Below are 25,011 nucleotides of genomic sequence, written 5' to 3'. Positions count from 1 at the left end.
GAGTCGGACCCCCCGAACGGTCGGGTGGGCTGACCGTCGATCACGGCCGATACCGCGGGTACGAGCACCTTTTCAGCGTCGCGGGGCACACGGACGGTATGACTGTCAGCGACGTGGTCGAGCTGGAGGGCCACATCATCGACTCCGGCCTCATGGAGCGCGCGTTCACCGTCGTGATGGACCTCGGCGGCGAGTTCGACATCGAGGAGTTCCACGTGGGGACGCGCAAGGACGAGGAGTCGTACTGCCGAATGCGGGTGATCGCCGACGACGAGGAGACGTTGCATCCGATCCTCCACGAACTGCACCAGTCGGGCGCGACGCTCGCGGCGCCGACGGACGCGACGCTGACCCCCGCACCCGCGGACAACGTCGTCCCGCACGGCTTCTACTCGACGACGAACCACCCCACCGACGTCCGGATCGACGGCGAGTGGGTGGGCGTCGAGAACATCGAGATGGACTGCGCCGTCGTCGTCGAGGGCGTCGAGAACGAGGACGGAAACGTCGTCGCCGAGGACGGCGAGGTCACCGCCGAGACGAAGGTTCTCAACGGCATCGAGGCGGGGGACCTCGTCGTCACGGGCGACGCCGGCATCCGGGTGAAACCGCCCGAGCGGCCCCGCGACTCGTCGGGGCCGTTCGGCTTCATGCAGGGCGGCGTCTCCGCGGAGCGACCCTCCGAGTCGCTCATCCGCGACATCGCCGAGGCGATCGCCGAGACGAAGGCACAGGGCGGGCGCGTGCTGTGCGTCGCCGGCCCCGCGGTCATCCACGCGGGCGGCGGCCCCGCGCTCGCGCGACTCGTGCGCGAGGGGTACGTCGACGCGATCTCCGCGGGCAACGGCTTCGCCGTCCACGACATGGAGCGGTCGCGCTACGGGACCAGCCTCGGGATGGACGTGGAGACGATGGAGCACCCGCGAAAGGGGCACAAGCACCACATCTACACGATCAGCGAGGTGGTCCGCGCGGGCGGCATCGAGGCCGCCGTCGAGGAGGGACTGATCACCGAGGGCGTCATGTACGAGTGTGTCGTCAACGACCGCGACTTCGTGCTCGCGGGCTCGATCCGCGACGACGGCCCGCTGCCGGACACGATCACCGACGCCGTCGAGGCACAGAACGCGATCCGCGAACAGGCGCGCGATGCCGACCTCGTGCTCATGCTGTCGTCGCTGTTGCACTCCGTCGCCGTCGGGAACTGCCTCCCGTCGACGACGCGGACGGTCTGTGTCGACATCAACCCCGCCACGGTCACACAGCTGCTCGATCGCGGCTCCGCGCAGGCCGTCGGGATGGTCACCGACGTGGGGACGTTCGTCCCGATACTCGCCGAGGAACTGGTGGAGTAGCTATCGATCCTCGACCCACTCGTCGGCGAGCAGACCGAACCGCCTGACGTCGACGTGCTCGCCGTCGACGAACGCCTCGTCGCGGTGGCGTCCCTCCTCGGTGAAGCCGACCTTCTCGAGCACCCGCGCGGAGGCGGGGTTCGTCTCGTACACCTTCGCGTACACCTTGTGGAGCCGTCGCTCCGTGAACGCGTGGGCGCACAGTTCGCGGGCGGCATCGGTGGCGTAGCCGTTCCCCCAGGCGTCGGGCACGAACTGGTACCCGAGCTCCGCCGCACCCCACGTCTCGTTCGGGGCGTTCACGCCGGCGATCCCGACGGGGCCGCCGTCGACGCACACGAGGAGGTGCACCCCGCCGTCGTCGCCGACGGAGTCGATCCACTCGCGCTCGTCCGCCTCGCTGACCGGAGTCGCCATCGCGGTTCCCGAGCGGACCCGCGGGTCGTTGACCAGCTCGGCCAGGAACCCTGCGTCCTCCTCCTCGACCGTCCGCAACTCGACAGCCTCGCCGCGACGGAACACGGGACCGGGCATACCGGGTCGCTCGACCCCGCGCCGCTTCAATTGGTCGGCGGAGTGTGGGTCAGTGACGTGTGCTCACGTGACACGGCGTTCGACCGTCGTCGCCGGCGCGGGCTATCGGCGCTCTGGGACCGGAACGACGCGCATGGGCACGTTCGCGGTCATGAGGATGTCCTGCGCGACGCTCCCGAAGACCAGCTTCGAGGTCGCCGATCGCTTGCGGATCCCCATCACTATCTCGTCGGCGTCGTGCCGGTGGACGAACTCGAGCAGGTCCTCCGTGGGGTCGTTCCCCCGGACGACCTGGTGGCAGTGGACCTCGGCGACGTCCGAGAGCCGCGCGTCGACCACGTCGAGCGCCTCCTCGCCCCGGTCGAGTTCCCCCTGTGTCGTCCGGTCGCCGCCGCGTTGGGAGTTGACGGCGTGGACGACGTCCGTCCCGTCGATCCGCGTCCGCAGGTACTCACACAACGCCTCGCTCCGTGCCACCGAGTTCGTCGCAAGGACGTACTCCATGGTTCGGCCCACACACCGACCGGAAATAACTGTGTCCCCCGTTACCGAGGCTCACACACTGCCGTCCCGTCGTACACAAAGGGTTTACCACGCGCCTGTGCAGTGTCGCCCGCATGTCACGAGAACGACGGTTGACCGCGGGCGCGGTCGCCGTCCTGCTCGTCGCCCTCCTCGGGGTCGCCGCGGGTCCCGGCGTCCTCGCAGACCCGGCCGCGGACGGTCCGGTCCGTCCCGGCCCGGTCGCCATCGCCGAGTCGCCGGCGATCGCACCCGGAGAGGTCGACGGCGCGACGGCGACGCTGACGCTGCACACCCGCATCGGCCACCGCGGGAACCCCACGGACAACGTCTCCGTACGGTTTCGCGCGTACGACGCCGAGTCCGGCCTCCTGACGACCGAGCGGACGGTCGATCTGGACGAGCTGACCGGCGATCGAAGCGTCGCGGTGAACGCGACGATCGAGGTGCCCCGCGAGGGCGGCTACGTGATCGAGACGGTCGTCTTCCGCGAGGGAGAGGTCGTCGACCGCGACCGGACGCAGGTCTCGGGGCTGGAGGCGCTCGGCACGGAGGTCCGCTTCACCGAGAGCGAGGCGGTCCCCCCGCTGTCGGTGTCGGTCGCCTCCGTCGACGAGGGGGCGAACCGAACCACGCTGGCGGTCGCGGCGTCGCTGACGAACGGCGGCGCGGTGTCGAGCGAGGACCTGCGCGTTGAGGTGATCCTCCGACAGGCCGAGTCGAACCTCGTCGCCGCACGCCAGTCGACGACCGTGGCCGACATCGGCCCCGGCCGCACCGCCGACGCGACGACCGAGGTGAGCGTCCCGAGCGACTACAACTACTACGTCGACGCCGCGGTGTACCGCGACGGCGTGCTCGTCGACACCGCCCGCTCGGTGGCGAACCTCGACCCGACCGAGACGATCTCGGCCAACGAGACCACCCGCGAGGTGGAGTTCGAGGTCGGCGACTTCGCCGGCGGCGACGACGGAGCGGGCGACCGAATGACCGAGGCTGCGGAGGGCACGGAGACCTCGACGGCGACGCCCGGGTTCGGCCCGGCGCTCGCGGTCGTGGCGCTCGCCGGCGCCGCGCTGCTCGCACGGAGGCGAACCCGACGATGACCCAGGAAACGGACGAACCCGACGACACGCCGAACGAATCGAGCGGAAGCGAGCCGACGGCGTCGACCCACGACGCCCCGGCGACTGCGGATGTCGCACCCGCCACCGCCTCGGACGCCCGGGCGGACGACGCCTCAATCAGTGAGGGCGCCGGCGGTCGCTCGCGGGACATGGTCAGGTACGTGAACTACCTCGTGCTCGTCGCGCTCGTCGTGCTCGCGCTCATCGCGGGGATCCAGTTCTACGGTGCCGTCTCCCGGACGATCAACCAGTGGGTCACCGCGGAGTATCGCTCGCTGTTCCACGGCGCGTTCAACCTCGCCGTGTTGCTGGTCGCGGCCGCGGGCATCTCCTGGCAGGTCCGTCGGGTCACCTCGTAGGACTGCCCCGACCACGATCCGCCGAAGGTGTCGAACTCGAACGCGGCGTAGTCTCAGGTCTTCAGGCGACGACCAGCCAGCCGACGAACACCGCCAGTCCGCCGAGCGCGGTGCTGGCGACGGCGTGGACGCGGAGGCGGTCCAACAGGGCGTGAGCGTCGCCGTCGTGGCTCAGCGAGTCGTGGACCTCGCTGCCGATCTCACACTCCGGGAGGAAGTCCATCGCGACGTGGAGAAACACGCCGGTGGCGAACCCGAAGACGACGCCACGTATCGCGGCCGAGGCGGGCAGCGCGAACAGCGACGAGGCGATCGCGGCGACGCCGACGCCCGCCGCCGGCAACAGGATCGCCGTCCAGTCGCCACCGTCGCCGGAGAACCGACGGACGGCCGCGTAGCCGGCCGGCCCCTTGTGCGAGATGATCGACAGCCCAAGCAGCAGCCCGAGGTCCGGCAAGTTGCCGTAGATGATCCCGATGATCGCGCCGGCGCTCACGGCGTGGGCGGTCAGTTCCGCCAGCGATCGGTCCAGCGGGAGGTCCATGTGCGAGAGACGGTGCCCGAGCGTGTGTGCGCCGTACCCCACGAGCAGCCCGAGCGCGACGCCGAACCCGCCGTAGGCCGGGTGCTGGCCGATCGCCTGCGGGAGGAGGAAGACGGCCGCGCTGGTGATCATTGCGCCCGCGGCGAGCCCGTAGCCCCACACGAGCGTCCCGGCGTGCGTGTCGTCGGTCCGCCCGGCGACCCACCCGGCGACCGCCATCGCCCCGAACGCGATCCACGCGATCCCGAACAGCTTCGTCCGCCCAGTCGCGAGCGCGTACGCGGTCGCGGCCACGAGCGCCGCCGTGCTCGCGGCGCCGATCAGCCGGGTCCGAGTCGTCCGGCGACGCTCGGTCCCGTCGGCAGTCACGTCGGCCATGTTACTAACGCACCGATTGCCGTTAATAACGGCTCCGATCGGCGGAGCGATTCGCCGGTCGGAGTCGGCGGTCGGTCCGACCCACTCAGGGGCGGATCGTCCGGCTCACCCGCCCGGAGGCGCCGCGGGGGTACGGGTCGCGCTCCGCGGCGGGCTGGACGGTGCCGTCCTCCTCGACGGCGCGGACGACGACCTCGTGTTCCCGGTCGGCCTCGTACTCGTAGCGCCAGCCGCGCCATGCGTCCGCGGCCTCGCCGCCGACGGCGTCCGAGTCGTCGGGGTCGGCGTCGGCGGGAGTCGGCCCCGGGAGCCGGTCGGTGAGGTCGGCCTCCGACCACGTGTCGCCGCCGTCGGTCGACACCTCGACGGCGGAGACGCCGCGGGTTCCGGCGTAGGCGTGGCCGCCGACGGAGACCGCGCCGTCATCGGTCTCGACGTGATGGAGCTTCGCCACCGTCGAGACGGGGCCCGTGCCGTGCCAGCCGCGCTCCTCCCAGTAGCCCGTCGCCTCCTCCTCGAGGATCTCGATCTCGGTGAGCCACTTCACGTTGATCTCTCCCCAGTGGCCCGGGATCAGCGCCCGGACCGGCGCGCCGTGCTGTCGCGGGAGCGGCCGCCCGTTCATCCGGTACGCGAGCAGGCCCTCCCTGAGCGCCGACAGCGGGAACTCCTCGTAGTAGTCGTCCGCGGCGCGCAACATGACACAGCAGCTGTCGGGACGAACGCCCGCCTCCTCGAGGAGGTCAGCGATTGGAACGCCCGTCCACGCCGCGGTGTCCGCCTTCCGCCCGTTGACCTCGTCGCCGACGCACCGGAGGGTGACGAAGCGATGTTCGGCGGGCCGCGACTCGACCGCGCCGAGGTCGACCTCGACCTCCTCGTCGACGGCGCCGGTGACCCGGAGCGACCACGTCTCGGGGTCGACCCTGGGGTCGGCGGCGTTCTTGTCCACCACGTAGAACGACTCCGAGACGAGCGGCTCCGCGCCCGCGAGGTCGAACGAGCGGTCGGCGGCCGTCCCGAGCAGTCGCTCGACGAGCGGATCGGGATCGACCGCTTCCGACCCGTCGCCGGTTCCCCCGCCGACCGCCCGCGCGAGCGGCCCGGCCCCGGCGAGTCCCACCGCCGTCGCCGCGACGCCCGCCGATCGCAACAGTCCGCGGCGGGCCGGAGACACGTCGTCCGTTCCGGTCGTGATCTCCCCCGCCAGCCCCACGACCGCCGCGCCGAACGCGCCCCCGACGACGGCCGCGACCGGCGATATCGACAGCAGGAACGCCGCGAGCGCCTGAAGCGTGCCGACGAGGAAGACGACCTCCGCCCGCTCCCTGTCGGCAGTCCGGCCGACCCGTCGGGCGACCCACGCGAGCGTCCCGAACAGCGCCACCGCGAGCCCGGCCGCCCCGGCGACGAGCAGCGGCTGGGCCGTGCTCCCGAGCCCCTGAATGCCGGCCGCGAGCGCCGCGTCGGGCAGCGCGAGCAGCACCGTCTGGGCGATCGCGACGACGACCCAGCGGGGGGAGAACCCGACGACGAGGAACGTGCCCGCCGCGACGGCGACTCCGGAGGCGACGGCGACGGCGACCTCGGCGGCGATCGCGGTCCGACGAGAGGAGCGAGCGGGGCGGAGGTCCATTCAGCTACCCAACGGTTCCCACGGATAAAACGGGTGCGGCTGCGGGGGACCCGCCGTCGGACCGGTCCGACCGCGCTTCCGAACCGCTTTGTCGTGGGAGGACGAGTTGGAACCGATGAGCGACGACGAGGGGGCGACGAAGCGGACGCGGCCCTGTCCGTACTGTGGGGCGTCGATGGTTCACCGCCACTGCGAGTACGTCTGCCCGCGACACGGCGTCGTCTTCGACTGTTCCGACCCGTTCTACGGATAGACGGTGATCGCCTCGAGGGTCGACCGTGGGGCGGGTCCTAGGTGACCGTTCCACGTTCGATGATGGCGCTCACGGGGGCGAAAACCGCAGGCCACGACCGGCACCAACTGTTATGGTGTCGGCGGCCCTAGTGAGTTTCACTCAGATGCGAGGACGGGATAGCGCTACCAGCGCGGGGGCCGCGCCGGAGGGACGATGGTAGACGACGACCAGATCGCCCGAAGCAAGCGCATTCAACAGCGCACGGGGAAGACGTTCCACTTCGCGACCCGGGTGCTGCCGGAACGGGTTCGAGAGCCGACGTACGTGCTGTACGCGTTCTTCCGAGTCGCCGACGAGATCGTCGACGGCGCGGAGACGGGACCGCCGGACGAACAGCGCCGGGAGCTGGATCGCCTCCGGGACGCCGCGCTCGGCCGCGAGGAGACGGACGACGCCGTCCTCTCGGCGTTCGCGGAGCTGTGCGACGAGCACGACATCGCCGAGGAGGACGTCGAGACGTTCATCGAGGCGATGCGCTCGGACATCGACACCGACCGCTACGAGACGTACGAGGACTTGGAGGCGTACATGGACGGCTCCGCCTCCGCGGTGGGCCGGATGATGACCGCGGTGATGGACCCCGACGAGCCCGAGGCCGCCCTCCCGCACGCGACGGCGCTCGGCGACGCGTTCCAGCTCTCGAACTTCCTGCGCGACGTGCGCGAGGACGTGGTGGAGCTGGACCGGGTGTACCTCCCGCAGGAGACCCTGCGCGAGTACGACGTCACGGAGGCGCAGATCAAGCGCTTCGAGTTCGACGAGCGCGTCGAGGCCGTGATGCGCCACGAGGTACGCCGCGCGGAGTCGCTGTACAAGCAGGGCGTCGCGGGCATCAAGTACCTCCCAGAGGACTGCCAGTTCGCCGTGCTGCTCGCGTCGGTGCTGTACGCGGAGCACCACGCGCTCATCCGCGAACGGGGCTTCGATACCCTCTCGGCGACGCCGGAGCTGAGCACGTACCGCAAGCTCAAGCTGTTCGTCAGGACGCGCTGGGCGTGGTTCCGGTGCAAGGACCCCGAGACGGTGTTCCGGCGCGTCTCCTGTGTCCCGTACGGCGACAGCGAGTCGAACCGCTCGGGCGCCGGCCACGCCGACCGCGTCCCGGCGCGCTGACCGGCGAAGGCGTTCCGCGGTCGGTCCGGTCGCCGCCGCGATCGCTTCCTCAGAACGCCTGCCGCAACAGCGACGCGTCGAACCGGTCCGCCCGGACCAGCCCGACGCCGATGCCGGCCGCGACCGCGGCGGCGACGGGGTTGAGGAACCACACGTTCACCCCGCCCCACAGCAGCACGAAGCTCACCATGTCGTCGAGCATGAAATCGCACTCGGCGAGTCGCTCCCGTAGCGCGCCGCGGTCGAAGGCGGCGTCGAGCACGACGACGGCGACGGTCGCGGAGACGACCCAGCCGGCGTAGTTCGAGAGCGGGACGCCGTAGAAGCCCGCCCCCGAGAACACGCCGAGCGCGCCCGCGTCGGCGACGCCCTCGTACGCCCAGAAGCCGAGCGCGACGGCGCCCGGGTCCAGCACCACGTCCATGACGAACACGAGCGAGATGACCGCCAACAGCCGGACCGCCGTGCGCTCCGCGCGGTCGCCGAGCAGGAGCAGACTCAGGAGATAGGCGTTGGCTACGAGCGGGAGGAAGAACACCGGCAGTCCGAGGGGGACGCCGGCCAGCTCCGGACCGAGCGCGACGAGGTACTCGAACTCGCCGTAGGGCCAGCCCGTGGTCACGCCGACGTACTCGATGGCGTACGCGTACGCCGACAGCAGCCCGATCCCCGCGAGCTCTCGACGGCCGACCAGCGGCGCGAGCCCGACGACCAGCGGGGAGCGCATCACGAGCGTGCCGAGCAGGATCATGCCCCCGTTGAACGCCAGCGGTTCCAGCGGGGTGCCCGCGAACGCGCCCTCCGCGCTGGCGACGAGGAGTATCGCCCCCACGACCGGGAACACGACCGAGATGGTGAAGCGGTTCTCGCGCACGAGCGCGTCGAGGCGCGCCTCCGCCTCGCGGCGGTCGGCGGGCATCGCCTCGCGGAGGGCAGCGACCCGTCCGATCCCGGTCCCGGGGCTCACGACAGCACCGCCTCCGGGGGAACGATCCGCGTGAGCGCGCCCATCGTGAGCACGGCGCCGACGACGGTGTTGATCGCCGGGAACCACCAGTACGCGCGGTCGATCGCGACGCCCGCGAACCGGACGACCGCCACGAGCGCCGGGTACGCGAGCAGCACCGCGCCGATCCGCGGGTCGACCGCCGCGAACGCGCCCGCCGCGGCGAGCCAACAGGCCGCGCAGTACGCGAGTGTCCGCGGCTCGCCGAGCGCGGTCGCGGTCGTCCGGATGCCCGCCGCGCGGTCCGGCTCGATGTCGGGGATCGCCGAGAACGTGTGCATCCCCATCGCCCACAGCCACGCGCCCGCGAGCGCCGCGGTCGGCGGGGCGGCTCCCGCGACCAGCGCGTACGCGGCGGCGCCCGGGAGGACGTACAGACCGTTCGAGACCGAATCCAGCAACGGCGTCGTCTTGAACCGGAGCGGCGGCGCCGAGTACTGCGCGCCGAGGAGGAAGAACCCGGCGAGGAACGGCCACGCGACCCGCGGCGTGATCGCGAACGTTCCCGCTCCCAGCGCCAGCGACGCGACGACGACCGCGGGGACGACCGGGTCGCCCCCGTAGCGGACCTCCCGACCCTCCTTCTTCGGGTTATCCTCGTCGACGTCGCGGTCGAACACGTCGTTCACGCCGTAGAGGAACAGGTTCGCCGGGAGGAGGAAGTAGCCGAACAGGAGGAAGTTCTCGGGGCGGAACAGCCCCGGCACGGTCGTCGCGCCGAAGGCGACCCCGACGACGATCGGCCCCGCGAGGTACAGCCAGAAGCGCGGGCGCGAGAGCTTCAGGAGGTAGCGCGCGCTCGCGACGGCGCCGGCGGGCCGATCGGTCGCGTCGGCGTCGGCCGAATCCGTCGCGTCGGTGTCCGCCGGATCGGTCGCGTCCCCCGGATCGCCGGGGTCGACTGCGGTCGTCATGGGCGCGGTCAGGCGGACTCGCCCATCGTCTCGGCCGTGAGCAGTCCCGAGATGAGACACATCGGGACGCCGATCCCGGGGGTCGTCGTCGACCCGGTGAAGTACAGGCCGTCCACCTTCGAGGACTCGTGGCCGGGGCGGAACGGCGCCGTCTGGCGCAGCGTGTGCGCGAGACCCAGCGCCGATCCCTTCATCGAGTTGTAGCGCCCCGCGAAGTCGTCGACGCAGAACTCCTCCTCGAGGACGATCCGGTCGCGGAGGTCGACGCCCGTGTTCTCGGCGATATCGTCGAGGACCTGCTGCCGGTACCGGCTCCGCAGTTCCGGCGTGTCCTCCAGCCCCGCCGCGATCGGAACGAGGACGAACAGGTTCGAGTGCCCCTCGGGAGCGACGGTGTCGTCGGTCTTCGAGGGAACACAGAGGTAGTAGGCGGGGTCGTCGGGCCACGCGGGCTCCTCGAAGATCTGCTCGAAGTGCTCGTCCCAGTCTGTCGGAAGCACGAGCGTGTGGTGGGCGAGCTCCTCCACGTCGCCCTCGACGCCCATGTACAGGAGGTACGCGGAGGGCGCGTACGTCCGCGACTCCCAGTAGTCGGCGTCGTACTGGCGCTTGCGCGGCGCGAGCAGCTCCTGCTCGGTGTGGGCGTAGTCGGCGTCGCTGACGACGAGGTCCGGGAAGTAGCTCTCGCCGGACCCGGTGGTGATCGTGGCGTCCGCGGAGGCACCACCGTCCGCCACGGCGGCGCCCTCCGCGAACCCGTCGCCGGGGTCCGCGGTCGTCGTCTCCACCTTGAAGCCGCCGCGTTGTCCCTTGATCGCGGTGACGGGCGCGTTCGTCACGTACTCGACGCCCAACTCCGACCCCAGCTCGACGATACCGTCCACGACGGCGCCGAGCCCGCCGTCGGGGTAGTAGACGCCGAGGTTGAAGTCGACGTGGCTCATGAGGTTGTACAGCGCCGGCGTGTTGTGCGGCGATCCGCCGAGGAACACCAGCGTGTACTGCATGATCTGCTGGAGCTTCGGCTCGTCGAAGTAGCTCTCGACGTGGTCCTGCATCGTCCCGAGCAGCGACAGCCCCCACGAGTAACGCAGCACGTCGGGATCGACGAAGTCCGCGAGGTCGTCGCGGTGTTCGTACACGAAGTGCTCCATCCCGATCTCGTAGTTCCGCTCGGACTTGCGGAGGTAGTCGTCGAAGGCGTCGCCCGCGCCGGCCTCGTAGGACTCGAACGTCTCGCGGTTCGCCTCGAGGTCCGGGACCATGTCGACCTGATCGCCGTCCTTGAAGAAGATCCGGTAGTGCGGGTCGAGCCGCGAGAGGCTGTAGTACTCCGACGGCTTCCGGTCGAAGTGGCCGAAGAACGTCTCGAACACGTCGGGCATCAGGTACCACGACGGGCCCATGTCGAACCGGAAGCCGTCCGTCTCCAGCACGGAGGCGCGGCCGCCGAGCTGTTCGTTCTTCTCCAGCAGGGTCACGTCGGCGCCGGCGTCGGCCAGATAGCAGGCCGTCGACAGCCCGCCGAAGCCGCCGCCGATCACGACCACGTCCTCCCCCGAGAGCGAGGAGCGGTCACGAGGTTCGCGCATTAACCGTGTTACGGCGGGGCGATGTATAAATATGGTCGCACGAGCATCGCCGCCATCGGTCCCTCCACGGAGGGCGATCGCCCGTCGCGCACGTCGCCGCGGTCCGCAACCACTACCTCCCGCCGGCCCCTGGCGATCCCATGGACGGAACCACCGCGGTCGTCACCGGCGGAACGCGCGGCGTCGGACGGGCCGTTGCCTCGGCGTTCGCCGACGCGGGCGCTCACGTCGTCGTCTGCTCGCGCGACGGCGACGCAGTCGAGGGGACGGTCGACGCGCTCTCGCGCCCGGGCTCCGCCTCGGGCCTCCGGGCGGACGTGCGTGACGAGTTCGACCTCGAACGGCTCATGGAACACGCCGACCGCGCGGGCGAGCGCGCCGGGGTCGACGTGGTCGTCGCCAACGCCGCCGTCAACCACGGCGCCCCCGGCGAGATGCCCCTCGACGACGAGCCGTACAGCCGCTTCGACGACACCGTTCGCACGAACGTCCGGGGCGTGTTCGCCACAGTTCGTGAGGCCGCTCCGTACCTGAACGAGGACGCACGGGTCCTCGTGCCCTCGGGGTCGGTCGCCCGCGATCCGAAGCCGGGGATGGGCGCGTACGCCGTCTCGAAGGCCGGCTCCGAGGCGGTCGTCCGGCAGGCGCACGCCGACCTCGACGCGACGGCGATGACGCTCGATCTGGGGTTGGTCGACACCGCGCTCACCGGGAACCAGGGCGGCAGAGACCCCGAGGACGTGGCGCCGATGTTCGTGTGGGCGGCGACCGACGCCGACCCCGCCGAGCACGGCGGCGCGGTCGTCGGCCTCAGGGAGTGGAAGACGGCGACGAGATAGGGAGCGACTGAAGAAGGAGGGAACGTGAGAACGGACGCCCTCGGGTACGTGTGGGTTACGACGTCGACGGCGACATCGAGATGTTGAGTCCCTTCTGGATGATCTGGGTGAACGCCATCGAGCACAGGAAGTACCAGATGATCCAGGTGGGCATGACGAACAGCGTGTCCGTCCACGTGACCTGGCCGGCTATGGGGAGGACGATGGGCTGGAGGTCGAGGCCGGGCTGCCCCTCGGCGCCCCGGAAGCCGATCTTCCAGTACATCCACAGGAACGCCGGGATGGTCAGGACCATGATCCACACCATGGGGCGGAACTGCTCCTTGAACATGCCGAGCTGGTCGCCCATGGCCTCCATCTGCTCCTCCTGAATGGCCTCCATGGCGTCGTCGTCGCCGCGCTCCTTCGCCTCCTTGCGGCGCTCCTGGATGTCCTTCATCCGCTGTTGGTAGGCGGCCATCCGGTCCATGTCCATCAGGTTCGCGCGCAGGAGCGTGGAGTACAGCCCGGTGAGCGTCGCGATGATCATGATGACCGCGTACAGCGGCAACAGGTCCTGCAGCGGCCCGAGCACCACGTCCATCGCCTCGCCGACGATGCTGCGGACCGGTCCGTACGAGTAGCCGACGAAGAACAACAGCGTCACGACGGCCGCGCCCTTGTCGTAGATGCTCCAGGACGCCCCCTCGGAGTCGGGGAGCTCCACGTCGCTTCCGCCGCCCGCGCTGTCGTCGGCGCCCGGCGCCTCGAGTCCGGCCTCGATCGCGTCGCGGTCGGCGAGCGCGAAGCCCGTCTCGCCGTCCTCGAGGAGCCCGCGCTCGATGAGTCGGCCCCACTGCCCGCTGGTGAGGTCCTCGCGTACGTCGACCCACTGGATCTCGCCGTCCTCCGCGCGCTCGAGGACGAGTTCGATCGCCTCGCGCATCTCGGACTCGGAGGCGAGCTCCCGAGTGCGCTTCTCGATTCGTGCCATTGCACCCGGCTAGGCGACAGCAACGTAAGAAGGTTGTACTCTCGTCGCGCCGCCGGCGAGGCGTCGCGGTCGGCGCCGTCGCCGCAGGGTTTCCGTCGTTCAGTTCTCGACGACGTCGCTGAGACTCTCGAACACCTCGTCGGGCGTCCCCTCCCCGGACACCTCGACGAGCACGCCCTCCTCGCGGTAGTGCTCGACGACCGGCTCGGTGTTCTCCCGGTAGACGCGCAGGCGCTCGCGGACGGTGTCCTCGGTGTCGTCCTCCCGCTGGACCAGCTCGCCGCCGCACTCGTCGCACACGCCCGCCTCCTCGGGCCGGTCGAACTCGACGTGGTAGTTGGCGCCGCAGTCGTCGCACACGCGGCGGCCGGTGAGTCGGTCGACCAGTTCGTCCTCGGGGACGTCGAGGAAGACGACGTGGTCGAGTTCGGTCTCCTCGCTCAGGAACTCCGCCTGATCCAGGTTGCGCGGGTAGCCGTCGAGGACGAACCCGTCGGCCTCCTCCAGAGCGGCGACGACGATCTCGTTGACCACGGGGTCGGGGACGAGCTCGCCGGCGTCCATGAACTCGCCGGGCGTGCCGTACTCCGTCTCCATGTCCTTGTTCTGCCGGAGCGCGTCCCCCGTCGTGATGTGGTCGAGGTCGTACTCGTCGGAGAGTCGCTTCGCCTGGGTTCCCTTCCCGGCCCCGGGGGGACCGAGCAGCAGGATTCGGTGGTCGGCCATGTCTGCACGCTCCGGGGCCACGGTGAAAGGCGTGCTGAATCCGGCGCGGTTCGCGGGGTCGCGCCGGGTCGCCCGCCGCCCGCGGTCGGTCGATCGCCCCCGACGACCGACGGCCAAACGGGAGCGCCCGGTTTTTACGCCGGTTCGTCGTACGAACGGGTATGACCCGATTCGACGCCGACACGTCGGCCGACCGGCGGAAGCTGTTCGCCGACGCCGTCACCGCCCACCGCGAGCGCGGCAGCGCCTTCCTCACGATCGAGGTCGAGCCCCCGCGCGAGGAGATCCAGTTCGGGGAGTCCGGCGATGAGGACGACTCCGAGGACCCGGGCGACGACGAGGGGTCGCCCGAGGGCGAGGCGGCGCCGCCGTGGATCCAGTTCGCCGAGAAGACGTTCAACCTCGACTGCACCGACGAGGAGCTGGAGCGACTGCACGCCCTGCTCGACGACTACCCCGAGTTCCGGATCGAGGAACGGGAGACGCCCGAGGAGGCCGAGGGGACGAACGTCCGTATCTCCGCTCGGTCGGACGCGAACCGCCTCTCGGGGTTCCTCGACCGCGCGTTCGCGGAGGTGTACGATCAGCCCGAGGACTACCGGGCGTGGGTCGTGCAGGTCTAGGGCGAGGGCGCAGCCTATTCGCGCTCGATGAGGAGGTACAGCAGCAGCACCGCGCCGGCGCCGAAGACGGAGACGAACAGCCCCGCCAGCACCGTCGCCAGCGCCCACAGCGTCTCGTCGGTTCCGCGACGACCCTTGGCGTCCTGATACACCCAGTAGGCCATCCCGACGGGGAGCAACAGCGAGAAGATCAACAGGAGGACGAAGAACACGATCAGCAACTCGACACCGCCGGGGACGGCTCCGAACAGCGGAAGGGGGACCATGTCCCGGCGTTGCGACGCATCCGACAAAGTCGCGTCGGTGCCGCCGTGTGGCGGCTCAGTCGCGAATGACGACGAAGTAGTACACCGCGAACGCGACGAGGAACCCCACGAGGTTCAACAGCAGCGAGGCGAGCGCCATCGCGCCGGCCCACAGCTTCGGGGAGTCGGTTCGCCGGCTCTTGGCGTCCTGATAGGTGAAGTAGCCGACGACGACGGCGACGATCACGTTCAGGAGACCGAGGAACCCGGGATCGATCAGGCCGAACTGGAGCGGGAGCGCCGCGGTCGCGACTGTGACGTCCATGTCACCGGAGGCGCTCGCCGAGGGATAACTCCTGCGGCACCGTCCCTCGCGTCCCCTGCCGCACTCACTCGTCGCGTCCGCCGTCGCCGTACCGTTCGTGGGCGTCCGGAACCGGGTGATCACGGCCGCCGACGAGGTACAGCGCGGCGAGGACGACCAGCGCGGTCGTGCTGACGACACCGACGAGGACCGCGGCGGTCGGCCACGCGCGGGGGTTGTCGCTGCGGAGTCCGGCGTCCCAGCCGAGGAGGCCGGCGACACAGGCGGTCGGCACGAGCCGAACGAGGAGTGTCCACGCGAGGTCGGCGCCGCCCGGAAGCGACCCGAACAGCGGCGGGATCGACGCGACGGACTGCTGGAGGGGGTCCACGGGGAGCACGCTCATGGGGATCGAATCCGGCAGAAAAAGTGGTTCGGTCGTGGTGAGTCGTCAGAACAGCGACTCGTCGGTGAGGTCCGCCGCGAGCACGAAATCCGGCTCGTCGGAGACCGCCGTTCGCGTCGCGGCGGCGTCGGACACCCAGCGGACGCCCTCCGGGATCAGGATCCGGGTCGCGTCGATGCCGCGGTCGGCGGCGTCGCGGGCGATCGCGTCCGTCAGCGCGTCCAGCGCCTCGGTGTCGTCCCACGCGGCGGCGTGATAGACGCCCCACGTCTCCTCGACGCCGTCCTCGTTCTCGCGGTCGTAGGTGTACGCCAGCGCCGACATGGCCCGCGTGCCGCCGTCGACGACGACGAACAGGCCATCGCCGTCGGCGGCGTTCCGGAGGTCCGCGCGCGTCAGCTCCGAGCAGGCCCACGACTCCTCGTCGTCCATCGCGAGCCCGCGGAGGTGCTCGCGCGCGTCGCTGCGGCTCCAGTACGCCCACGCCGCGTCGGCGTCGGCGACGACGTCGAGTCCGGGATCGGCGTCGGCGTCCGGGTCGGGCTGGAGCCAGCGGAACTCCGTCGCCGGGTCGAAGCCGACCGAGCGCGACTGGCCCAGCCCGGCGACGTTCCACGAGAACACCATGTTCCGGCAGACGACCGCGCCCCGGTCGCGCGCCCAGCGGAACGCCGCACGCGACAGCTCCGGCGAGAGGTCCCGGCCGCGGTAGTCGGGATTTACCCGCATCGCCTGCGCCCACGCCTCGGTGTCCGAGAGCATGACGCACTGGAGGACGCCCGCCACGTCGGCGCCGTCGTCCACGTCGACGACGAGCGTGTGCTGGGTCGGCCCGTCGGTGGCGACCATCTCGTCGAACACTTCGGGGAGGTAATCGCCGTGTCTGTCCCCCCACGTGTCCTGCGTGAAGCTGACGACGTCCTCGACGTCAGACTCGCGGGCCTGTCGGATCGTGAACTCGTGGTCCGGGTCGTCCCGGACGAGTTCGCCCCCCGTCATACCCACGGCTTCGACTCCTCGGTCAGCTCGCCCGCCAGATCGCGGCCCATCGCGTCCTCGGGGTCGGCGACGTTCGCGAGCGCCCACATCAGCTTCACCTTCGCCGTGCCCGGGAGGGTGTCGCCGGACTCGACGACGCCCGCGTCGAGCAGGTCGCGGCCGGTGTCGTACACGCGATCACAGACACGACCCTCCAGACACTGGCTCGTCATGGCGACGGTCGTGCCGTCGTCGACGAGCTCCTCGAACCTGGGGATCAGGTCGGTGTGGACGTGCCCGAGGCCGGTCCCCTCGATCACGACGCCGGACTTCCCGTCGAGGTACTCGAGCGCCGCGGGGTCCATGCCGGGGGTGAACTTCACCAGTTCCACGTCCTCGGCCAGATCGGACGCGAGCGCGAGGTCGGTGTCGCCGCGGCGGGCGTACGCCCGCCCGTCACGGTAGGACACGTCGACGCGGTCCTCGTGGGGGTCGTACTCGACGCGACCCAGCGGCTCGGCGCCGACGGTCTCGAAGGCGTCCCGACGGGAGGTGTGGTTCTTGCGGACGCGCGTGCCGCGGTGGAGCGCACAGTGGTCGTCGGAGGGCGTCGCGTGCATGCAGACCAGCACCTCCGCGCAGTCGGACTTGGCGGCCTCGACGGCGCAGACGGCGTTCATCACGTTGTCCGACGAGGGACGGTCGGCCGACCGCTGGCTGCCGGTGAACACGACCGGAACCGGCGTGTCGAGCATGAACGACAGGGCCGACGCGGAGTACTGCATCGTGTCGGTGCCGTGCATGACGACGACGCCGTCGGCGCCCGCCTCGATCTCCTCGTGGACCGCCTCGGCGAGGTCGGTCCAGATCTCGGGGTTCATGTTCTCCGAGAGGATGTTGGCGACGACGCGGCCGCGGTAGTTCGCTCGGCCCGCAAGATCCGGGACGGCGCGGAGGACGTCCTCGGCGTCGAAACGAGCGGTGACGGCGCCGGTGCGGTAGTCGACGGTGGAGGCGATGGTGCCGCCGGTGGAGATGAGTGCGACCGTCGGGAGGTCGTCGTCGAACTCGACGGCTGAGGCGTCGGCCTCGTCGCCGTCGCCGTCGACCGTGCGGGCGCCGCGCTCCAGCACCTCGACGGCGGCGGCGTCGCGGTCGACGCCGACGTTGTACCCGCCCTCCAGTTTGAGCACGAGGTGGTCCTCGTCGCTCGACGGCATCAACACGCCCTCGTCGGTGACGCCCGCGCGGTCGACGCGGACGCGGTCTCCGGGGCTCGGGGTCATACCGGAGGATAGCGGCCGGGGCGAACTTGAACCTGCCCGTCCGTGGTTCCGACGGCGGGCTCCCGTGGCGGGTCCCGGGGACGCGCCGTGTGTCGCACTGACGCGATCACCGTCCGTATGCGAGCGGTCGCGTCCCCGTCGATGGCACAAGAGCCATCATCCAGGGCCGCCCACGTGGAGGTATGTCGAAGAGTCTGGAGGAACTACAGGAACTCGCCGAGCGCGACGGCGCCGGCGACTCGTCCGCGGACTCGGCGGCGAACGCTCCCGACGGGGACAGCGGGGTCGAGGAGGCCGACCGCGGGAGCGCCGACGGCGACTCGCGCGCGCTGCTGGGACGGACTCCGTTCTCGGCGAAGGGGTTCCTCCTCACGTTCGTCGTGCTCCTCGCCGGACTGATCGCGGGCTCGGCGGTGCCGCTGGTCGGCGGGCTGGCGCGGTACCTCGGACTGTTCGCCGCCGCGTTCGCCCTCGGGCTGGGTCGCTCGCGGCGGGCGTACCTCGAGACCGCCGTGGCGGGCGCGCTCGCGGCCGGCGGCGCGTTCCTCCTCGGGACGCTGACGACGGGAACGCTCCTCGTCGGGACGAGCCTGCTCGCCGACTACGGGCTCCCGGTCGCGGGCGTCGGCGTCACCGTCGGCGTACTCCTGTCGGTCGCGGGGCTGTACTTCGGGCGCGACCTCCGCGACGGGTTGACACGGGAGGTCTGAGCGCCGTCGCCGTTCGGACTGCTCACGCCCTTCCTGGAGCGACACGAACGGAGATCGTCGAGTGGCGTGACCGACTCCGGACCGCGGGGGGTCGGCGACCTCGTGACGAGCCGCCGGCGACTCACCCGACGAGCCGCCAGCGATCGGACTCGCGTGCGAGCAGGTCGGCGTCGGCGAGCCGCCGCAGCCCGTCCTCGACGGCCTGCGGGTCGGCGTTCACCTCCTCGACGACGGCGCCGTGGGAGCCGTCCGTGGAGGTGACGGCCGCGAGCAGCTTCGCGTAGAACCGGGAGTCCGCGTCGACGCCGAGCCGGTCGTTCACCCGGTCGAGGAGGTCGCTCATTCGCCCGTGAACCCACCGCTGTGCGAGCGAGAGCTCGTTCTCCAGGTCCTGTAGCTCGTCGAACTCGGCGGCGAGTTCGGCCAGGTCCTCCCCGTCGTCGCCGACGCCGTCGGCGAGCCCGTCGCCGTTCTCGGCCGCGCCGGCGCCGTCGACGTCGTCGCGGTCGGGGTCGCCGGCGCCGGACCGAAGCTCCAGGTCGATGTGCATGTGCGGGCATCGGCCCTGGATGTCGAGGTTCGGGCTCGCGGGGTACGCGGACTTCGTACCGAAGCCGTGCCGGGAGACGTTCACCTCCAGCCGAACGTCACGGGCGATGTGGAAGTACTTGCGCCGCCGGTCGTCCGTGTGGCTCTCGATGAGGCCCGCCTCCTCCAGTTTCCGCAGGTGGTCGATGACCGCCTTCGGCGACACGCCGAGGTACTCGCTGATCTCGGTGACGTAACACGACTTGTGCGAGAGCAGCCGGAGGATGCGCCGGCGGTTCTCGTTCCCGAGGAGATCGAGCAGTACCGCGGAGTCCATACACGTGAGGTAATCGCCGGCAGTATTTAAACGCCGCGTCGCCGGTCGTCGCTATCGCCCGACGGCAGGACGGCGGCCGCGACAGCGATCGCGACGAACGTCGCGGCGAGGCTCCCGAACGCGAGCGTCCAGCCGGGGTCGTACCGAACCGGCGGGTGGTTCGCCAGGGGGAGCCCGAGGAGGTAGCCGTAATCGAACAGGTCGTTGGCGAGCGCGAGCAGCGCGGCGCCGCCCAGGATCGGCCGCGAGGTCCGCCCGACCCGGGCGATCAACAGCGCCTCCCCGAGGAAGGCGGCGTGTGTGGCGAGGATGCCCCAGTAGGCCCACAGCGAGTCGGGGTCGAAGCCGACGTACAGGTCCGTCGGGAGGTCGGGCCGGACGAACGGGACGTTGAGCGCGACGAACGTCCACAGCCCCGTCTTGACCAGCCAGACGACCGCCAGCGTCGACAGCACCGACAACAGCGTCGACCGCGGCACCGACGACAGTCGGTAGCCGGCGAACGGGACGAGCGCCGCGAGCACGAGCGTGGCGAGCGCGATCGCGGTGGGCGAGTCGCCGTACAGCGGCCACAGGTACGTCGCCACCGCGGGCATCGTCTCCACGTAGTAGCGCACGCCGACGAGGAACGCGAGCGCGTTAGCCACGAGGAGCAGCCCGAGCGTGAACGGCGTCGTGAGGTAGAACTCGGCGAGCGCCTCCGGGACGGGGTTGCGCGTCCGTCGCGTCTCGGTGTCGTCGGCCACGGTCTTGACGCGACTTCGGCCGCCGCCGGCTTAATCGGTCGTGGTCCCGCGCCGGCGACGCGTGGGTTCCCGGGAACGGGTTCGCGTCGTTCCGCGCCGCCGTCGCGTCGGCGCCGCCGCGCACCGCCACGGCTAAGCCGCCGACGCGCCACCACTCGCCACACCCGAATGAGTCTCCTCGCCGACCTGACCGCCGCCGACGGTCTCCCCGAACGCCCCGACCTCCCGTGGTACGTCGCGCCGCTCCCGCGCGCCGTCGAGAACCTCGGCCTCCGGCTCGCGGCGCTCGTCGTCGCGATCAACCTCGTCGGCACCGCCTTCGGCTTCTGGTACTACGGGTTCCACCCGCTCCCGCTGTCGGACCCGCTGATCACCTGGCAGCTCGCCGGGACGCCGCCGAGCATGTGGGCCTTCGTCCCCGACTCGCCGGTCGCGACGCTGTTCATCGCGCTCGCGCTCGGCCTGTGGACGCTCGGGCGGTCGAACGAGTACGTGAACGTGCTGGCCTTCTTCGGCTGCTGGAAGCTGGGGCTGTGGACCCCGCTCGTCCTCCTCGCGTTCGCCGACGGGTTCACCGCCGCCAACCCGCTCCCGATGTATCTGTTCCTCCTGTTCTCGCACCTCGCGATGACCGTCGAGGGGTTCCTCCTCTATCGGATCTCCGAGTTCCCGGTGCGCGCGGTCGCCGTCGCCGTCGCGTGGTACGGACTCAACGACGTCGTCGACTACTTCCTCCCGGTCGCCGGCACCCCACACCACACGCTGTTGCCCGGCCAGCAGTTGATCGGACCCGGGGAGGGGTTCACCCACCTGTCGCCGACCCACGAGATCGCCGCCGCCGGCGCGGTCGTTCTCACGCTCACGGCGACGTTCCTCGCGCTGGCGACGCGGGTGAAGCTGCTCGAGGCGACCGACCGTCGATCCTGACCGTCGGCTCCCCCGCGGACGGGTAAGGGCTATCCCCCGCGGGGGAGAGACTCCGACCGTGAGCACACCCACCCTCTACCGCGCGATCGCCGACCTCCCGCTGACGATCGAGTCGGTGGGGCTCAGGCGACGCGCACGCGACACCTCCTCCGGGTTCGAGCGCGTGAGCACGACGTTCCGTCTGCGCGGCGACGGCGAACTCGGCCGCGGCGAGGACGTGACCTACGACGCCCCGGACCACGACGCGCTGTTCGCGAACCCCGAGCGCGACCCGCGCACGCCGGCCGACGGCCTCGGCTTCGAGGCGGCACTCGTCGGCGAGTGGACGTTCCGGGAGTTCTCGAACCGCCTCGACGACGTGGACCTGTTCCCGAAGGGGGAGCCGGAGCGGGACACCGGGCACGCCTACCGACGGTGGGCGGTCGAGTCGGCCGCGACCGATCTGGCGCTCCGCCAGGCGGACACGGACCTCGCGAGCATCCTCGACCGCGAGCGCGACCCGGTCGCCTTCGCCGCGTCGACGCGGCTGGGGGAGCCGAGCGAGTCGGGGACCGACTCGAACAGCCGAGCGGGGGACCCGCAAGGCCCGTCAGCGGACCGCGTGACGGCCATCGCCGAACGCGTCCCCGGGATCGGATTCAAGCTCGACCCCACCGACGACTGGACCGACGAGGTGGTCGCGGACCTCCCGACCGAACGGGTGCGCGTCCTCGACCTGAAGGGGCTGTACGAGGGGACCGAGGTCGACCAGGAGCCCGACGCCGAGTTCTACGAGTGGGTGCTGGAGTCGTTCCCGAACGCGGTGATCGAGGACCCCGCGGTCACCGACGAGACCCGGCACGCGTTCGAGGGCGAGGAGCACCGCGTCTCGTGGGACTACCCGATCACCGGCGTCGCGAGCGTCGAGGACCTGCCGTGGGAGCCGGAGTGGCTCAACGTCAAGCCCTCGCGGTTCGGGACGCTGGAGTCGCTGTCGGACACGCTCGAGTGGGCCCGCGAGCGCGACGTGACGCTGTACGGGGGCGGGCAGTTCGAGCTGGGCGTCGGGCGCGACCAGCTCCACGCGTTGGCGTCGGTGTTCCACCCCGACGGCCCGAACGACGTCGCGCCCGGCGCGTTCAACGACCCCGCTGTTCCCGAGCGACTGCCGGCGACGCCGCTGGCCCCGTCGGCCGCGCCGCGCGGGTTCGAGTTCTGAGGCGGGAGGGCGGACCCGTTCTCGACCGAGAGAGACCGACCGATCGCGGTCGGGTGGACCGTCGGGTCCGGTCGGGGGCCTACCGATCGTAGTCGGACGAGTCCTCGGCAGCGTGTGCGCGCACCCACAGCTCGCCGATGCGCGAGAGGCGCGTCCGGTAGGACTTCCCGTGAGACTCCTGCTCGATGTACCCCTTCCCGCCCGGACCGAGGCGGTCGACGTTGTAGATGACCTTCGAGCGGAACGAGTCGGTGTACTCCTCGTTCAGTTCGGACGCCAGCGCCTTCGCCAGTTCGCTCACCGACTCGAACTCGCCGTGTTCCCCGAGCTTGAACAGGATCACCTCCTCGAAGGGCTTCACGTTCGAGAAGGAGGCGACCGGAAGCTCGATGATGTGTTTGCCGTCGACCTCCTTGGCGCCGATGGTCGTGCCGCGCTCGTCGAACTCGGCGAGCAGGTCCGTCGCCGTCGAGAGGCGTTCACGGATGCGACCGACGTCGACCCCGGCGACCGATCCGGCGTCGTCGGCCGCTTCCGCGGCGCCGTCACCGACCTCGACCGCGTCGTCGCCGACGCCGTCGAGGAGGTCCCGCAGGAGGTCGCGGTCGGCCCGGAGCTCCTCGGCCAACTCGGTCTCGAGGTACTTCTCGGGCGCCGTGTAGTAGGTGTGGATCCGGTCGCGGTCGGCCTGTCGCTCCAGCGTCACCGAGTGGGCGGCCGTGGCGAACGCGAACGAGACGGGCCGGGGCATCGAGGAGACGTTCACCCACACCTCCCGGCCCGCGTCCAGTTCCTCGTTGATGAGGTCGTACGCCTGCTCGAAGGCGGCGTCGTAGTCGTACACGTCGGCGATCTCGACGCGCTCGGTTTCCGCCCCGAGCAGGTTCCGGAAGTCCGTCTCTAGCTTCCCCGAGAGGTTCCGGGAGTACTCGACGTTGGCCTCGCTCCCGACGGCCCCCTCGAGCAGCACGACCCGGTCCACGTCGATCTGGTCGCGGACGAGCGGCGCGATGAGTCGGTCGTAGTCGAACCCGACCGGGACGACGTGCGTCTGCATGCTCGGGCGGTGGTCGGGTGACGGGAAAAGCGTGCCGTGGCGCGCGTCAGTCGGCGCCGACCCCGAACTTCGCCGCGTTCTCCGCGGGCGCGCTCGCGGTCATCGTCGACACCGCGACCGTCGCGACCAGCGACAGCAGCATGCACCACAGCGCGAAGTCCCACGTGAGATACGTCGCCGGCAGCGGGAGGAACACGTGCGCGAGGTACGCGACCTCCGCGGTCGCGATTCCCGCGAGCATTCCCCACTCGGTCGTTCCGCTCCAGTAGAGCGCTAGCAACAGCGGGATCGTGAGCTGGGCGTACCCGCCGAAGGCCGTGTCGCCCAGCGTGACGAGCACGTCCAGCCCGCCGCCGCCGCCGACGAGCAGCGACGCAAGGAACGTCGAGGAGGCGAAGACGGCGACGCCGACGCGGCCGATCCAGCCCTCGCGCTCGTCGCTCGCGTCGGGCGCGACGAACGGGCGGTAGATGTCGCGGGTGAGGTACGACGACCCCGACAGCAGCATCGAGTCCGAGGAGGACATCATCGCCGCCAGGGCGCCGGCGATCACCAGCGCCGCGAACCACGCGGGCGTGTACTCGTTGAGCAGCAACGGGAGGACGTTGCTCCCGTCGGGCACCTCGATCCCCAGCCCGACCGCCCACGACCCGAGCAGGAACGCAGGCACGAACAGCAGGAGGACGAGCACGGGCCACAGTGCGAACGAGCGCTTGAGCGTCTCGACGCGGTCTGCCATGAAGAACCGCTGGTTCACCTGCGGGAACGCGGCGACGCCGAAGGCGATGACGACCGCCTGCGCGATCATCCACTGCGGCGAGTACAGCCCGCCGCCCAGCGCCGCGAACTCGGGCGCCGCGTCGGTCATCCCCGCCGTCAGCGCCGAGACGCCGCCCGCCGAGGAGGCGATCCACGCGACCGCGAGCCAGATCACGCCGAGCATGAACACGCCCTGCAGCGTGTCCGTCCACGCGACCCCGCGCAGCCCCGACAGGCCGACGTACGCGATCATGAACACCGTGATCAGCGCCGCGCCGGCCCAGTAGGGGACCGCGCCGTCGGTCAGCCCCACGAGCGCCTGCCCGGCGCCGATCTGCTGGAGCATCACGTACGGGAACAGCCACAGCAGGCTCACGCCGGCGACGAGTCCCCGGAGCGCGGTGGAGTCGAACCGATCGCCGAGCATCTCCCCGAGGGTCACGTAGCCGTGGGCCTTCCCGACGAGCCACTGCTTGTAGCCGATCGCGTACCACAGCAGCGCGAACAGGATGCCGTCCATCAGCCCCATCACGAGGATCCACTCCGGCCCGGCGGAGAACGCGAGGTTCGGTCCCCCGAAGAAGGTGAACGCCGACAGCAGGGTCGCGAACGTCGTGAACAGGAGGACGACGGTCCCGACCGACCGGGAGGCGAGGTAGTAGTCCTCCGCCGTGCGGTCGGTGAGCCGGTACGCCAGCACACCGATCGCGAGCGCGATCAACAGGTAGCCGACGACGACGCCGAGCGAGACGGCGAGGTCAGCCACGCCGGATCACCTCCGCGTCGACGCCGCGGTCCCACGCGTCGCCGCGCGCGAACGCGGCGAACGCCACGCTCGCCAGCGCCATCCAGCCGACGTGCCACCACAGCCACAGCGGCAGCCCCGCGACGACCGTCGCGTCGCCCCAGAGGAACCAGGGGACCGCGAACGCGACGAGCAGGGCGAACGCCCCGACCCACAGCGCGTCACTTCGTGTTCGCGTCATCGCGCGGT

29 protein-coding genes are annotated in these 25,011 nt (G+C 70.8%); 10 read left to right on the top strand and 19 right to left on the bottom strand.

Features of this window, described 5'->3' with window-relative positions:
* The first annotated feature begins 98 nt into the window (after positions 1–98).
* Positions 99–1,355 (top strand): ornithine cyclodeaminase, encoded by a 1,257-nt coding sequence (locus tag GRX01_RS08385; RefSeq protein ID WP_159665548.1) that lies wholly within the window; start codon positions 99–101, stop codon positions 1,353–1,355.
* On the opposite strand, the gene GRX01_RS08380 is transcribed toward GRX01_RS08385, so the two are convergent.
* Both GRX01_RS08380 and GRX01_RS08375 read right to left on the bottom strand, forming a co-directional pair.
* Complete coding sequence (locus GRX01_RS08380; protein WP_159665545.1) at positions 1,356–1,889, bottom strand: GNAT family N-acetyltransferase; 534 nt, start codon at positions 1,887–1,889, stop codon at positions 1,356–1,358.
* A gap of 102 nt (positions 1,890–1,991) precedes the next feature.
* Positions 1,992–2,393: a universal stress protein gene (locus GRX01_RS08375; RefSeq protein ID WP_159665542.1), complete on the bottom strand. Its 402-nt coding sequence runs from the start codon at positions 2,391–2,393 to the stop codon at positions 1,992–1,994.
* A 113-nt stretch (positions 2,394–2,506) separates the two neighbouring features.
* Between GRX01_RS08375 and GRX01_RS08370 the strand changes: the two genes are divergently transcribed.
* Positions 2,507–3,517, top strand: a complete 1,011-nt coding sequence (locus tag GRX01_RS08370; RefSeq protein WP_159665539.1) for a DUF7490 domain-containing protein — start codon at positions 2,507–2,509, stop codon at positions 3,515–3,517.
* Positions 3,514–3,897, top strand: coding sequence for a hypothetical protein (locus tag GRX01_RS08365; protein ID WP_159665514.1), 384 nt, complete (start codon positions 3,514–3,516; stop codon positions 3,895–3,897). The genes GRX01_RS08370 and GRX01_RS08365 overlap by 4 nt, the downstream gene beginning before the upstream one ends.
* A 61-nt stretch (positions 3,898–3,958) precedes the next feature.
* Here the strand turns inward: GRX01_RS08365 and GRX01_RS08360 are convergent, their stop codons facing one another.
* Positions 3,959–4,819 (bottom strand): ZIP family metal transporter, encoded by an 861-nt coding sequence (locus GRX01_RS08360; protein ID WP_159665511.1) that lies wholly within the window; start codon positions 4,817–4,819, stop codon positions 3,959–3,961.
* An 85-nt stretch (positions 4,820–4,904) separates the two neighbouring features.
* The gene (locus GRX01_RS08355) at positions 4,905–6,455 is read right to left on the bottom strand and encodes a molybdopterin-dependent oxidoreductase (RefSeq protein ID WP_159665508.1); all 1,551 of its coding nucleotides are present in this window, start codon (positions 6,453–6,455) and stop codon (positions 4,905–4,907) included.
* 115 nt (positions 6,456–6,570) lie between these two features.
* On the opposite strand from GRX01_RS08355, the gene GRX01_RS18810 reads away from it, so the two are divergent.
* Both GRX01_RS18810 and GRX01_RS08350 read left to right on the top strand, forming a co-directional pair.
* Positions 6,571–6,708: an HVO_2523 family zinc finger protein gene (locus tag GRX01_RS18810; protein WP_201289545.1), complete on the top strand. Its 138-nt coding sequence runs from the start codon at positions 6,571–6,573 to the stop codon at positions 6,706–6,708.
* A 195-nt stretch (positions 6,709–6,903) separates the two neighbouring features.
* The gene (locus GRX01_RS08350; protein ID WP_159665505.1) at positions 6,904–7,863 is read left to right on the top strand and encodes a phytoene/squalene synthase family protein; all 960 of its coding nucleotides are present in this window, start codon (positions 6,904–6,906) and stop codon (positions 7,861–7,863) included.
* A gap of 49 nt (positions 7,864–7,912) precedes the next feature.
* Here the strand turns inward: GRX01_RS08350 and cruF are convergent, their stop codons facing one another.
* From cruF to GRX01_RS08335, 3 genes are read right to left on the bottom strand one after another with little or no spacing between them, the layout of a single operon-like run.
* Positions 7,913–8,782, bottom strand: coding sequence for a bisanhydrobacterioruberin hydratase (cruF, locus tag GRX01_RS08345; protein ID WP_159665789.1), 870 nt, complete (start codon positions 8,780–8,782; stop codon positions 7,913–7,915).
* Positions 8,783–8,826: 44 nt separating this feature from the next.
* Positions 8,827–9,783, bottom strand: coding sequence for a prenyltransferase (locus GRX01_RS08340; protein WP_159665503.1), 957 nt, complete (start codon positions 9,781–9,783; stop codon positions 8,827–8,829).
* A gap of 8 nt (positions 9,784–9,791) precedes the next feature.
* A complete protein-coding gene (locus GRX01_RS08335) occupies positions 9,792–11,375 on the bottom strand; it encodes a phytoene desaturase family protein (RefSeq protein WP_159665501.1) in 1,584 nt (527 codons plus the stop codon).
* 140 nt (positions 11,376–11,515) lie between these two features.
* Between GRX01_RS08335 and GRX01_RS08330 the strand changes: the two genes are divergently transcribed.
* Positions 11,516–12,214: an SDR family NAD(P)-dependent oxidoreductase gene (locus GRX01_RS08330; RefSeq protein WP_159665499.1), complete on the top strand. Its 699-nt coding sequence runs from the start codon at positions 11,516–11,518 to the stop codon at positions 12,212–12,214.
* 55 nt (positions 12,215–12,269) lie between these two features.
* Here GRX01_RS08330 and GRX01_RS08325 read toward each other — a convergent pair whose 3' ends face one another.
* A complete protein-coding gene (locus GRX01_RS08325) occupies positions 12,270–13,187 on the bottom strand; it encodes a DUF106 domain-containing protein (RefSeq protein ID WP_159665497.1) in 918 nt (305 codons plus the stop codon).
* Between the two features lie 99 nt (positions 13,188–13,286).
* A complete protein-coding gene (locus tag GRX01_RS08320; protein ID WP_159665485.1) occupies positions 13,287–13,913 on the bottom strand; it encodes an adenylate kinase in 627 nt (208 codons plus the stop codon).
* Positions 13,914–14,074: 161 nt separating this feature from the next.
* On the opposite strand from GRX01_RS08320, the gene GRX01_RS08315 reads away from it, so the two are divergent.
* Positions 14,075–14,536 (top strand): hypothetical protein, encoded by a 462-nt coding sequence (locus tag GRX01_RS08315; RefSeq protein WP_159665482.1) that lies wholly within the window; start codon positions 14,075–14,077, stop codon positions 14,534–14,536.
* Between the two features lie 14 nt (positions 14,537–14,550).
* Here GRX01_RS08315 and GRX01_RS08310 read toward each other — a convergent pair whose 3' ends face one another.
* The 5 genes from GRX01_RS08310 to gatD all read right to left on the bottom strand — a co-directional run bounded on the left by GRX01_RS08310 (position 14,551) and on the right by gatD (position 17,755).
* Complete coding sequence (locus tag GRX01_RS08310) at positions 14,551–14,802, bottom strand: hypothetical protein (protein ID WP_159665480.1); 252 nt, start codon at positions 14,800–14,802, stop codon at positions 14,551–14,553.
* A 55-nt stretch (positions 14,803–14,857) separates the two neighbouring features.
* Positions 14,858–15,106: a hypothetical protein gene (locus GRX01_RS08305; RefSeq protein WP_159665477.1), complete on the bottom strand. Its 249-nt coding sequence runs from the start codon at positions 15,104–15,106 to the stop codon at positions 14,858–14,860.
* A gap of 64 nt (positions 15,107–15,170) precedes the next feature.
* The gene (locus GRX01_RS08300) at positions 15,171–15,491 is read right to left on the bottom strand and encodes a hypothetical protein (protein ID WP_159665475.1); all 321 of its coding nucleotides are present in this window, start codon (positions 15,489–15,491) and stop codon (positions 15,171–15,173) included.
* A 45-nt stretch (positions 15,492–15,536) separates the two neighbouring features.
* Positions 15,537–16,490, bottom strand: a complete 954-nt coding sequence (locus GRX01_RS08295; RefSeq protein WP_159665473.1) for a GNAT family N-acetyltransferase — start codon at positions 16,488–16,490, stop codon at positions 15,537–15,539.
* Positions 16,487–17,755, bottom strand: a complete 1,269-nt coding sequence (gene gatD / locus GRX01_RS08290) for a Glu-tRNA(Gln) amidotransferase subunit GatD (RefSeq protein WP_159665471.1) — start codon at positions 17,753–17,755, stop codon at positions 16,487–16,489. The genes GRX01_RS08295 and gatD overlap by 4 nt, the downstream gene beginning before the upstream one ends.
* A gap of 182 nt (positions 17,756–17,937) precedes the next feature.
* Between gatD and GRX01_RS08285 the strand changes: the two genes are divergently transcribed.
* On the top strand, positions 17,938–18,465 hold the full coding sequence (locus GRX01_RS08285; protein WP_159665469.1) for a hypothetical protein: 528 nt from the start codon (positions 17,938–17,940) through the stop codon (positions 18,463–18,465).
* A 121-nt stretch (positions 18,466–18,586) separates the two neighbouring features.
* Here the strand turns inward: GRX01_RS08285 and GRX01_RS08280 are convergent, their stop codons facing one another.
* The gene (locus tag GRX01_RS08280) at positions 18,587–19,330 is read right to left on the bottom strand and encodes an ArsR/SmtB family transcription factor (protein ID WP_159665467.1); all 744 of its coding nucleotides are present in this window, start codon (positions 19,328–19,330) and stop codon (positions 18,587–18,589) included.
* A 26-nt stretch (positions 19,331–19,356) separates the two neighbouring features.
* Positions 19,357–20,076 carry a DUF1405 domain-containing protein gene (locus tag GRX01_RS08275; protein WP_321167979.1) on the bottom strand — a complete coding sequence of 240 codons (720 nt, stop codon included), beginning with the start codon at positions 20,074–20,076 and terminating at the stop codon, positions 19,357–19,359.
* 168 nt (positions 20,077–20,244) lie between these two features.
* Between GRX01_RS08275 and GRX01_RS08270 the strand changes: the two genes are divergently transcribed.
* Both GRX01_RS08270 and GRX01_RS08265 read left to right on the top strand, forming a co-directional pair.
* Positions 20,245–21,003 carry a DUF1405 domain-containing protein gene (locus tag GRX01_RS08270; protein WP_159665465.1) on the top strand — a complete coding sequence of 253 codons (759 nt, stop codon included), beginning with the start codon at positions 20,245–20,247 and terminating at the stop codon, positions 21,001–21,003.
* A gap of 58 nt (positions 21,004–21,061) precedes the next feature.
* Complete coding sequence (locus tag GRX01_RS08265) at positions 21,062–22,201, top strand: hypothetical protein (protein ID WP_321167978.1); 1,140 nt, start codon at positions 21,062–21,064, stop codon at positions 22,199–22,201.
* Positions 22,202–22,280: 79 nt separating this feature from the next.
* On the opposite strand, the gene GRX01_RS08260 is transcribed toward GRX01_RS08265, so the two are convergent.
* From GRX01_RS08260 to GRX01_RS08250, 3 genes are read right to left on the bottom strand one after another with little or no spacing between them, the layout of a single operon-like run.
* The gene (locus tag GRX01_RS08260) at positions 22,281–23,258 is read right to left on the bottom strand and encodes an HFX_2341 family transcriptional regulator (protein ID WP_159665463.1); all 978 of its coding nucleotides are present in this window, start codon (positions 23,256–23,258) and stop codon (positions 22,281–22,283) included.
* A 46-nt stretch (positions 23,259–23,304) separates the two neighbouring features.
* A complete protein-coding gene (locus GRX01_RS08255; protein ID WP_321167977.1) occupies positions 23,305–24,783 on the bottom strand; it encodes a sodium:solute symporter family protein in 1,479 nt (492 codons plus the stop codon).
* Positions 24,776–25,003: a DUF3311 domain-containing protein gene (locus GRX01_RS08250; protein ID WP_159665461.1), complete on the bottom strand. Its 228-nt coding sequence runs from the start codon at positions 25,001–25,003 to the stop codon at positions 24,776–24,778. Before GRX01_RS08250 ends, GRX01_RS08255 begins: the two co-directional genes overlap by 8 nt.
* Positions 25,004–25,011: the final 8 nt, after the last annotated feature.

Origin of the sequence: Halobaculum saliterrae (assembly GCF_009831625.1) — an archaeon.
Classification (GTDB): domain Archaea; phylum Halobacteriota; class Halobacteria; order Halobacteriales; family Haloferacaceae; genus Halobaculum; species Halobaculum saliterrae.
The sequence above is the reverse complement of the archived record's forward strand: the minus strand, read 5'-3'. Positions and strand labels throughout refer to the sequence as shown.

Coding starts and splice junctions, on each gene's coding strand:
- GRX01_RS08305 (WP_159665477.1), bottom strand. CDS start 15,106: ATGGACGTCACAGTCGCGACCGCGGCGCTCCCGCTCCAGTTCGGCCTG.
- cruF (WP_159665789.1), bottom strand. CDS start 8,782: ATGCCCGCCGACCGCCGCGAGGCGGAGGCGCGCCTCGACGCGCTCGTG.
- GRX01_RS08355 (WP_159665508.1), bottom strand. CDS start 6,455: ATGGACCTCCGCCCCGCTCGCTCCTCTCGTCGGACCGCGATCGCCGCC.
- GRX01_RS08295 (WP_159665473.1), bottom strand. CDS start 16,490: ATGACGGGGGGCGAACTCGTCCGGGACGACCCGGACCACGAGTTCACG.
- GRX01_RS08260 (WP_159665463.1), bottom strand. CDS start 23,258: ATGCAGACGCACGTCGTCCCGGTCGGGTTCGACTACGACCGACTCATC.
- GRX01_RS08330 (WP_159665499.1), top strand. CDS start 11,516: ATGGACGGAACCACCGCGGTCGTCACCGGCGGAACGCGCGGCGTCGGA.
- GRX01_RS08385 (WP_159665548.1), top strand. CDS start 99: ATGACTGTCAGCGACGTGGTCGAGCTGGAGGGCCACATCATCGACTCC.
- GRX01_RS08285 (WP_159665469.1), top strand. CDS start 17,938: ATGTCGAAGAGTCTGGAGGAACTACAGGAACTCGCCGAGCGCGACGGC.
- GRX01_RS08365 (WP_159665514.1), top strand. CDS start 3,514: ATGACCCAGGAAACGGACGAACCCGACGACACGCCGAACGAATCGAGC.
- GRX01_RS08375 (WP_159665542.1), bottom strand. CDS start 2,393: ATGGAGTACGTCCTTGCGACGAACTCGGTGGCACGGAGCGAGGCGTTG.
- GRX01_RS08280 (WP_159665467.1), bottom strand. CDS start 19,330: ATGGACTCCGCGGTACTGCTCGATCTCCTCGGGAACGAGAACCGCCGG.
- GRX01_RS08380 (WP_159665545.1), bottom strand. CDS start 1,889: ATGCCCGGTCCCGTGTTCCGTCGCGGCGAGGCTGTCGAGTTGCGGACG.
- GRX01_RS08360 (WP_159665511.1), bottom strand. CDS start 4,819: ATGGCCGACGTGACTGCCGACGGGACCGAGCGTCGCCGGACGACTCGG.
- GRX01_RS08310 (WP_159665480.1), bottom strand. CDS start 14,802: ATGGTCCCCCTTCCGCTGTTCGGAGCCGTCCCCGGCGGTGTCGAGTTG.
- GRX01_RS08270 (WP_159665465.1), top strand. CDS start 20,245: ATGAGTCTCCTCGCCGACCTGACCGCCGCCGACGGTCTCCCCGAACGC.
- GRX01_RS08250 (WP_159665461.1), bottom strand. CDS start 25,003: ATGACGCGAACACGAAGTGACGCGCTGTGGGTCGGGGCGTTCGCCCTG.
- GRX01_RS08325 (WP_159665497.1), bottom strand. CDS start 13,187: ATGGCACGAATCGAGAAGCGCACTCGGGAGCTCGCCTCCGAGTCCGAG.
- GRX01_RS08320 (WP_159665485.1), bottom strand. CDS start 13,913: ATGGCCGACCACCGAATCCTGCTGCTCGGTCCCCCCGGGGCCGGGAAG.
- GRX01_RS08315 (WP_159665482.1), top strand. CDS start 14,075: ATGACCCGATTCGACGCCGACACGTCGGCCGACCGGCGGAAGCTGTTC.
- GRX01_RS08350 (WP_159665505.1), top strand. CDS start 6,904: ATGGTAGACGACGACCAGATCGCCCGAAGCAAGCGCATTCAACAGCGC.
- GRX01_RS18810 (WP_201289545.1), top strand. CDS start 6,571: ATGAGCGACGACGAGGGGGCGACGAAGCGGACGCGGCCCTGTCCGTAC.
- gatD (WP_159665471.1), bottom strand. CDS start 17,755: ATGACCCCGAGCCCCGGAGACCGCGTCCGCGTCGACCGCGCGGGCGTC.
- GRX01_RS08340 (WP_159665503.1), bottom strand. CDS start 9,783: ATGACGACCGCAGTCGACCCCGGCGATCCGGGGGACGCGACCGATCCG.
- GRX01_RS08335 (WP_159665501.1), bottom strand. CDS start 11,375: ATGCGCGAACCTCGTGACCGCTCCTCGCTCTCGGGGGAGGACGTGGTC.
- GRX01_RS08300 (WP_159665475.1), bottom strand. CDS start 15,491: ATGAGCGTGCTCCCCGTGGACCCCCTCCAGCAGTCCGTCGCGTCGATC.
- GRX01_RS08370 (WP_159665539.1), top strand. CDS start 2,507: ATGTCACGAGAACGACGGTTGACCGCGGGCGCGGTCGCCGTCCTGCTC.